We start from the raw sequence: 365 nt of genomic DNA, 5'->3' as shown, positions 1-365 counted from the left end.
GCTGATCTCCGGCTCCGAGCTGTCGGACGCGGCCTGCGCGCACGGCTGTTGCGAGCGAAGCGGGAGACCTCGCGGGCGGCGACCGCGCCGACCTTGCCCAGGCAGACCTCGGCGACCATGCGCTCGAAGCCGGCGCGCCGCGTACCGCCGGCGGCCGAGCAGCCGAGATCCTCGTCGATGACCTCGACCTCGGCAAAGCCGAGCCCGGCGAGGCGCTCGCGCATGGCGTATTGCAGAGCGCAACTCCTCAAGGGCTGCCATCGCTTCAGCCTGCGCCGCGTGGTATCGCTGCCGGCTAGAGCGATCGTGACGACCTGCATCAGCGCCTCGCTGGGCGAGAGCTGGCCCTGCCTGTCGACCGTTGC

At 71.5% G+C, this 365-nt stretch carries 1 protein-coding gene; it reads right to left on the bottom strand.

Annotated features, from left to right (window positions below; genetic code table 11):
• The coding region (locus WDW90_RS38495; RefSeq protein WP_488803330.1) for a recombinase family protein at positions 1–224 on the bottom strand (224 nt) is incomplete at its 3' end.
• Between the last annotated feature and the right edge of the window lie 141 nt (positions 225–365).

This window comes from Methylobacterium nigriterrae, from assembly GCF_037106235.1.
In the GTDB taxonomy this organism is placed as follows: domain Bacteria; phylum Pseudomonadota; class Alphaproteobacteria; order Rhizobiales; family Beijerinckiaceae; genus Methylobacterium; species Methylobacterium nigriterrae.
This window is presented reverse-complemented; position numbering and strand designations above follow the sequence as displayed.